The 7,608-nt window shown below is 58.9% G+C and carries 8 protein-coding genes; 3 read left to right on the top strand and 5 right to left on the bottom strand.

Features of this window, described 5'->3' with window-relative positions:
• The 3 genes from B3Y70_RS07950 to rpsU form a co-directional block, all read right to left on the bottom strand.
• Nucleotides 1-1,208, bottom strand: a 1,208-nt coding sequence (locus B3Y70_RS07950; protein ID WP_414674112.1) for an RNA polymerase sigma factor region1.1 domain-containing protein, incomplete at its 3' end; no start/stop codon positions are given.
• A gap of 118 nt (nucleotides 1,209-1,326) precedes the next feature.
• Nucleotides 1,327-3,078, bottom strand: a complete 1,752-nt coding sequence (gene dnaG / locus B3Y70_RS07945) for a DNA primase (RefSeq protein WP_022991890.1) — start codon at nucleotides 3,076-3,078, stop codon at nucleotides 1,327-1,329.
• 154 nt (nucleotides 3,079-3,232) lie between these two features.
• Nucleotides 3,233-3,448 (bottom strand): 30S ribosomal protein S21, encoded by a 216-nt coding sequence (rpsU, locus tag B3Y70_RS07940; protein WP_007153483.1) that lies wholly within the window; start codon nucleotides 3,446-3,448, stop codon nucleotides 3,233-3,235.
• Nucleotides 3,449-3,681: 233 nt separating this feature from the next.
• On the opposite strand from rpsU, the gene tsaD reads away from it, so the two are divergent.
• On the top strand, nucleotides 3,682-4,737 hold the full coding sequence (gene tsaD / locus B3Y70_RS07935) for a tRNA (adenosine(37)-N6)-threonylcarbamoyltransferase complex transferase subunit TsaD (protein WP_286894785.1): 1,056 nt from the start codon (nucleotides 3,682-3,684) through the stop codon (nucleotides 4,735-4,737).
• A gap of 12 nt (nucleotides 4,738-4,749) precedes the next feature.
• On the opposite strand, the gene plsY is transcribed toward tsaD, so the two are convergent.
• Nucleotides 4,750-5,343, bottom strand: coding sequence for a glycerol-3-phosphate 1-O-acyltransferase PlsY (plsY, locus tag B3Y70_RS07930; protein ID WP_199453095.1), 594 nt, complete (start codon nucleotides 5,341-5,343; stop codon nucleotides 4,750-4,752).
• Between the two features lie 141 nt (nucleotides 5,344-5,484).
• On the opposite strand from plsY, the gene folB reads away from it, so the two are divergent.
• A complete protein-coding gene (gene folB / locus B3Y70_RS07925; RefSeq protein ID WP_121208290.1) occupies nucleotides 5,485-5,856 on the top strand; it encodes a dihydroneopterin aldolase in 372 nt (123 codons plus the stop codon).
• Entirely contained in the window at nucleotides 5,853-6,377 is a 525-nt protein-coding gene (folK, locus tag B3Y70_RS07920) for a 2-amino-4-hydroxy-6-hydroxymethyldihydropteridine diphosphokinase (protein ID WP_199453097.1), read from the top strand. Before folB ends, folK begins: the two co-directional genes overlap by 4 nt.
• Here folK and pgi read toward each other — a convergent pair.
• A partial coding sequence (pgi, locus tag B3Y70_RS07915) for a glucose-6-phosphate isomerase (protein ID WP_288589571.1) occupies nucleotides 6,351-7,608 on the bottom strand: 1,258 nt, incomplete at its 5' end. The two genes, folK and pgi, sit on opposite strands and share 27 nt — an antisense overlap.

Here is a 7,608-nt window from a genome sequence, read left to right as displayed (position 1 = left end):
AGGAACTGCAGGCCGCGGTTGGTGTATTTCTTGGCGATGGAAATAACCAGACGCAGGTTGGCCTCAACCATTTCCTTTTTGGCGCGGCGGGCTTTCGCCTCGCCGATCGACACCCGGCGGTTGATTTCCTTGATGTCGGCTACGTCCAGGTCTACTTCGGTCTGAACGTTCTGGATGCGCTTCTGCAGGCGAACGATTTCGTCCACACGCTCACCGATCGCGGCCGCATAGGGCTTTTTGGTGGCGGCAATTTCGCCGGCCCACTCAAGATCAGTTTCGTTGCCCGGGAACCATTTGATGAAGTCTTTGCGCGGCATTTTGCAGTCACGCACACAGATCTGCATGATGGCGCGCTCGTTCTCGCGGACCAGGTCGTTGGTTGAACGAACGACGTTCACCAGTTCGTCAAACGCCTTGTTGGCCAGCTTGAACGGGGCGAAAACCTGGCCCAGTTCGTTCAGGGCTTCCTGGGTTTTCTTGTGTCCACGGCCGTGTTTGGCCAGGGCCTTCTCGGCAGCGTCCAGCTTCTCTTTCAGCAGCTCGAAGCGCAGCCGGGTTTCTTCCGGGTCTGGCCCGTTGTCGTTGTCGTCTTCGCTGGTGCTGTCGTCATCGTCGTCATCGCTGCTGGTATCGCTGTCGTCAGCAGAGGTGTCTTCGGTGCTGGTGTCTTCACCCATGAACGGCTCGGCGTCATCCGGGTCGAGGAAGCCGGTCACGATGTCGCTGATGCGACCTTCATTCTCGATGATGCGGTCGTAGGCCTGAATCACGGTGCCGGCAGTGCCCGGGAAATGTGCTACAGCGGCCATGACGTCGCGGATGCCTTCCTCGATGCGCTTGGCGATGACGATCTCGCCTTCGCGGGTCAGCAGCTCAACAGTGCCCATCTCGCGCATGTACATGCGCACCGGATCTGTGGTGCGGCCAGCGTCGGTCTCAACGGCGGCAAGAGCAGCAGCGGCTTCGGCGGCAGCAGCTTCGTCGGCAGTGGAGTCACCTTCGGTCATCAGCAGGGTATCCGCGTCTGGTGTCTCTTCGCACACCTGGATACCCATGTCGTTGATCATCCGGATAATGTCTTCAACCTGATCCGGATCTGCGATATCTTCCGGGAGGTGATCGTTTACCTCGGCGTAAGTCAGGTAACCTTGTTCCTTGCCTCGTGCGATGAGGTCTTTCAAACGTGATTTCTGCGAATTGCCTGACATAGACACCCTGTGAACTCGCTTTTAAAAAGGAAAAAAGTTAAACAGCCATTATAGCTGTCGCTCGGTTGCGCTGCCACCGAATGGTTAGATGGTGATCAGGGCAACAGGTTTCAAGTGCTCAGCTTTCAGCCTTCGGATTTAACGTACCGGCGCTGAGCGTTCGCAGCTCCTCCCGTTCTTCCGGGGAAAGCTGTGCCAGGTTCCGGAGCAGGGTTGCCAGCCTCTGCTGACGCGCGGCCTCTTCATTCGGGCTTAACAGCTCTCTGGCAGCCGCCAGTGTGCTTTCCCGGGCCGGTATGTGCTCCAGTTCGTCAAACAGGTTGTAAAACCTGTCCCTGGCCTGTTTGTTCGTGGCCAGCCCCGCGACCAGTGTCTTGCGGGTCTGAATTTTTTCTTCCAGTAACCAGCGGGCAAAACGCCCCGCGCGTTCAAGCTGCCGGGTGCTGTCTGCCAGAGCTTTCACTTCGGTTGCCAGTTCCGGTGCTTCCAGCAAGGCCAGGCACAAGGTGCTGTCTTTGCTGAGTTTTACGTCAATCCGCTCTTCCGTGGGCCGGCTTTGGCCTTCACCGCGCCAGCCCCGTGCCTTGTAATTCTGGCCCTGCTGGCGGTTCTGCCACTGGTTGCGGCCGCCGCAAAGGCGCAGCATTTCGTGCCACATGGCGTCCCGCAACGTGCTGCGGGGCATCTTGTTCAGCAAGGGCTCAACCCGTGCCCGAAGTTCGCCTCGGTGTTCGGGCAACTGCAGATCAAGGCCCTCGCTCTGGCGATCAAACAGATAGCGTGAGAAGGGTGTAGCGCCCTCAATACGCTTCTGAAATGCGTCCGGCCCTTCTTTGCGCACCAGTGTGTCCGGGTCTTCGCCTTCTGGCAGCATGAGAAACTGCAGGTGCAGCCCGTCTGCCATCAGCTCCAGGGCGTTCTCCATGGCCCTGTCCGCTGCCCGAAAACCTGCCTGGTCGCCGTCAAAACAGAACACGATATGCCGAACGTGCCGAAGCAGTGCGGTCAGGCTGTCCTGGTTGGTGGCCGTCCCCAGAGTCGCCACCGCGTAATGGATGCCGTGCTGGGCCAGCGCAATCACATCCATATAGCCTTCGACCACCAGCAACTTGTCCAGTTGTCGAATGGCTTGCCGGGCCTCGAACAGGCCGTAGATTTCCCGGCTCTTGTGGAAAACGTCCGATTCCGGCGAGTTAATGTACTTGGCCTTGTCGTCGCCCAGCGTGCGCCCGCCGAAGGCGATGGTTTTGCCTCGGGTGTTCCGGATGGGAAACATAACCCGGTTGCGGAACAGATCCCTGGGGCGGCCGTACTGGTCCGACACCGTGCGGGTCTCAATCAGTGGTGCTTTAAGATCCTTCGGGGCGGCGTCGTAAAGTGCCGTGCCGGTGCCCGGTGCAAAACCAATCTGATACTGCTGGATAATGTTTTCATCCAGTCCCCGCTGCTTCAGGTAGTCCCGGGCATAACCGCCTTGCTGACTGGTCAGTGCTGAGTGATAGAACCGGTTGGCAAACTCCAGGGCATCGGTCAGTGTCCGCGCCTGTTGCATTTCCTGTTTGGCAGCTCGGTCGTACGGCACTTCCAGCCCGGCACGCTTGGCCAGTTCTTCTACCGCTTCGGTGAAACCCAGGCCCTCAAATTCGCGAACAAAGCTGATGGCATCGCCATGGGCTCCACAGCCAAAACAGTGATAGAAGCCTTTGTCCGGTCGAACGTTAAATGATGGCGTCTTCTCGTCGTGAAACGGGCAGCAGGCCTTGTAGTTGGCTCCGGCTTTTTTCAGCGTGATGCGCGAACCGATCAGCTCCGCCAGATCAATGCGATCCAGCAGGTCTTCAACAAAGCGTTGAGGGATCAATCCGCTCATGGTGGCTCCACTTCAGCCGGGGTGCCGGGTGCGAAGGCATTTTCGCCATAGCCAAAAATGCCGCCGAAGCCAGGCCTCGGCGGCATTTTCAGCTTGCCGGGTGGGGCGAAACGCCGTTCCGGCAATCAGTTGTGCAGTCGATGCGCGCCTGAACTCAGTACAGACGCTCGAACTTGCGCTGTTCCCGCTGAAGCTTCTTGAGATGACGCTTAACGGCAGCAGCTGCTTTACGCTTACGAACAGCGGTCGGCTTCTCGTAGTGCTCACGACGACGTACTTCAGACAGTACACCGGCCTTCTCGCAGGAACGCTTGAAGCGACGCAGTGCTACGTCAAACGGCTCATTCTCTTTCACTTTAACAGCTGGCATTCGAAAATCACCTACCTGATAGATTCGGTTTCAATTTGTTCCGTCGGCCAGTGCCGTACGGGCTCGATCCCTGGTCAGATTGGCTAAAACTCGACCAGTGCTAATTTAGGGCGGCAATGATAGCCGCTGGGCTGGCCAAGGTCAATCACTGTTCAACGAAACTGCCGGAAGCTTTCGGGTTTCTGCTAAAATGCCGCCCACGTACCCGACACCCCTTGGATGTAGTGCCCATTATGCTGATTCTTGGTATTGAAACCTCCTGCGATGAGACCGGTGTAGCCCTGTTTGACGCTCAGCGGGGACTGCTGGCCCATGCCCTTTACAGTCAAATCGGTATGCACGCCGATTATGGCGGCGTGGTGCCTGAGCTGGCCTCCCGGGATCATGTCCGCAAGCTGCTTCCTTTATGCGATGAGGTACTGGCTCAAGCCGGTAAAGCCCGTTCCGATATCGAAGGTATCGCCTATACCGCCGGGCCGGGGTTAGTGGGTGCCCTGATGGTGGGCGGCTCGGTGGCGCATGCCTTGGGGTTTGCACTGGGGATTCCGGTGTTGGGCGTGCATCATATGGAAGGTCACCTGCTGGCGCCCATGCTGGAGGACAATCCGCCGGCGTTCCCGTTTGTCGCGCTGCTGGTGTCCGGTGGCCATACCCAGTTAGTGCGGGTGGATGGCCTTGGTGAGTACCAGATGCTGGGTGAATCGGTGGATGATGCCGCCGGCGAGGCGTTCGATAAAACTGCGAAAATGCTGGGGCTGGATTATCCGGGTGGCCCCCGGGTAGCTGCCCTTGCGGAAAAGGGTCGAGAGGGGCAGTACCGTTTTCCCCGCCCGATGACCGATCGTCCCGGCCTGGATTTTTCCTTCAGCGGCCTGAAAACCTTCACCCTGAACACCGTGAACGACGCAAAAGATAAAGGTACGCTGGATGAGCAGGTAAAAGCAGACATTGCTCTGGCGTTCGAAGCTGCGGTAGTTGATACCCTGGTCATCAAATGTCGCAGAGCCCTGGAGCAAACAGGGTGTAAGCGGCTGGTCATTGCCGGCGGGGTCAGCGCCAACAAGCGGTTGCGGGCGTCACTGGAAGCCATGGCAGAAAAGCTGCGTGGTTCAGTGTTCTACGCTCGTCCGGAGTTCTGCACCGACAACGGTGCCATGATTGCCTATGCCGGTGCGCAGCGGCTAAAGGCCGGTCAGCAGGATGGCGAGCGGATTGTGGCGGTCCCCCGGTGGCCTATGAACACTTTGCCGCCAGTGGCGGAACCGCGTCAGAACGGCCTCGTGGACTAGCCTGATCAGACGCTAGAGTCCGGTTTCCCGCCCCTGGGCCAGGCGAATCAGGTTGTTGCGGTGACGCACCACAATCAGCAGGGTCAGCAGTCCGAACAGGGGCAGGGTTTCCGGTTCCAGCAGGGCGCTGATGAGCGGGCCGCTGGTGATTGCCACCAGAGAGGCCACGGCTGAAATGCGCCAGCGCCACATTACGCCCAGCCATAAGCCTGCCATGATGGCGGTGGTGAGCGGCGCCAGTGCCAACCCTGCCCCGAGGGCCGTTGCAACACCTTTGCCCCCTTTGAACCGATAGAATGCCGGGATCATGTGTCCGGTCACCGCGCACAGGGCAATCATGGCCTGCACCAGAATGGACATGCCAAGGCTTTGACCGAGCCAGACGGGCAACCAGCCCTTGAACGCATCCAGCATCAGGGTTGCCAGCGCGGGTTGCCAGCCACCTGCCCGGTACACATTGGTGGCTCCGGGGTTGCCGGAACCCAGGGCGCGAGGATCTGGCAGTTTCCAGAGGCGGCACACTGGTATCGCGAACAGCACGGAACCCGCCAGATAAGCGCTGGCGCAAAGCAAGACAATCGCAACGGGTTGGCTAAAGACGTCCATGGCGTAACCGCTGTACAGAGACTGGGCCCTGTGTTCTGTGAGAAAATGCCGCCCGCATCAAGGCAGGCTGGTTGTCCGTCACAGTATCGTCTGCCTGTGTAATATTCAATCAGCCATCAGTGGAAGGCTCGGGAGACCGATTTGGCAAATGGCAAATGGGACACAGTCCTGATCGAAGGACTGGCGGTGGAAACCGTGATCGGGGTGTACGATTGGGAACGCGAAGTCACACAGCGGCTACTGGTGGATCTGGAACTGGCGTGGGATAACTCGGTGCCCGGCGCCAGTGACGATGTTGCCGATGCACTTGATTACGCCGCCGTTAGCGAGCGGGTCAGTCAGTGCCTGCAAACGCTGCAGCCGGAGTTGCTGGAGCGGGCCGCAGAGGAAGTTGCCCGTTTGCTGCAGGGCGAGTTTGGCGTGCGTTGGCTGAGGCTGACGTTGAGCAAGCCCGGTGCTGTGCCGGCCGCACGCTCGGTGGGCGTGAGAATTGAGCGGGGGGCACGGGCATGAAACGTGTATACATCAGTATCGGCAGTAATATTGAACGCTATCGCCATGTCAGCGCGGCGCTGGATGCTCTGGCCGGTTGGTTTGGAGAATTGGCCATTTCTCCGGTTTACGAGAGCGAATCGGTCGGCTTCGATGGCTCGGATTTTCTGAACCTGGTGGTGGGTGTGGATACCAATATGTCGGTAGGAGAGCTTTCCCGGCGCTTCAAAAAACTCGAGGCAGACAACGGCCGCAAAGCTTCGGCGCCCAAGTTCAGTCCAAGGACTCTGGATCTGGATATTCTCACCTGGGGCGATGCGACCGGCACCCTTGATGGGGTTGAACTGCCCCGGGCTGAAATCCTAAAAAACGCATTTGTCCTGAGGCCGCTGGCCGATATTGCTCCGGACGAATTGCACCCTGTGTGCGGAGAGAGCTATCGCAGCCTCTGGCAGTCTTACCAGAAGGACCAGAAGCTCTGGCCCGTCGATTTCACCTGGCAGGGGCGTCAGATCTCAAGTTCCGGAGCGGTCGCGGAATAACCGGATCAGGTTGTCGGTGGCGCTGTCTCCAGCGCTGCCATCTTCACTCTCGCCCAGCAGTTTCGGAAGAATTTCGTTGCCAATCTGTTTGCCCAGCTCCACGCCCCATTGATCAAAGCAATCAATATCCCAGATCACGCTCTGCACGAAGGTGCGGTGTTCATAAAGTGCAATCAGTGCCCCCAGGGTGTGCGGAGTCAGGCGTTCCATCAGCAGGATGTTGCAGGGCCGGTTACCGGGAATGGCCTTGTGTGGGGCCAGCTGGCGGGCGGCATCACCATCAAGACCGCCGGCCAGCAGTTCCTGTTCGGCCTCTGCTTCCGTCTTTCCGGCCATCATGGCCCGTGCCTGAGACAGACAATTGGCAAACAGAGCAGCATGGTGGCTGGCCACCGGATTGTGGGACCTCAGGGGAATGATGAAATCGGCAGGAATCAGCCGGGTACCCTGATGAATCAGTTGGTGATATGCGTGCTGGCCGTTAGCTCCCACGCCGCCCCAGAGCACGGGCCCGGTAGGGTAATCCACGCTGATGCCATTCTGGGTTACGCGCTTGCCGTTACTCTCCATATCCAGCTGCTGAAGGTGCTCCGGCAGGTATTTCAGGTATTCGTCATAGGGCAGTACCGCATGGCTCTCGGCGCCCCAGAAATTGTTGTACCACACGCTGAGCATGGCCATGATTACCGGCAGGTTTTCCCGCTCGGGCGCTTCCCTGAAATGGGAGTCCATGGCATGTGCACCGGTGAGTAGCTCCCGGAATGCCGCCATGCCAAGCGTTAACGCAATCGGCAGGCCGATGGCGGACCAGAGGGAATAACGACCACCTACCCAATCCCACATGGGAAAGGTGTTGGCGGGTTCGATGCCGAACCGGGCCGCTTCTTCGACGTTGGCCGTGACTGCCATGAAATGCTGGGAGACGGAGGCTGCGTTGCCACCATTATCGAGAAACCATTGCCGGGCGAGCAGGCTGTTCTCCAGGGTTTCCTGGGTACGGAAGGATTTTGACTGCACCAGAAACAGCGTGGTGTCCGGATTCAGGCATGCCAGGGTTTCGGTAATGTCGGTGCCATCGATGTTGGCGACAAAGTGACAGTTAATGGAGCCCTGCCAGTACGGGCGTAGCGCCTCGACGGCCAGCTTCGGCCCGAGAAACGAGCCTCCGATGCCAATACTGACAACGTCGGTAAAACGGGCGCCGGAGTGGCCGGTGCGTTCACCACTGTGA

This window comes from Marinobacter sp. UBA5687, from assembly GCF_002420325.1.
Classification (GTDB): Bacteria; Pseudomonadota; Gammaproteobacteria; order Pseudomonadales; family Oleiphilaceae; genus Marinobacter; species Marinobacter nauticus.
Note: the sequence above shows the minus strand (reverse complement) of the source record. Positions and strands in the feature narration are given on the sequence as shown.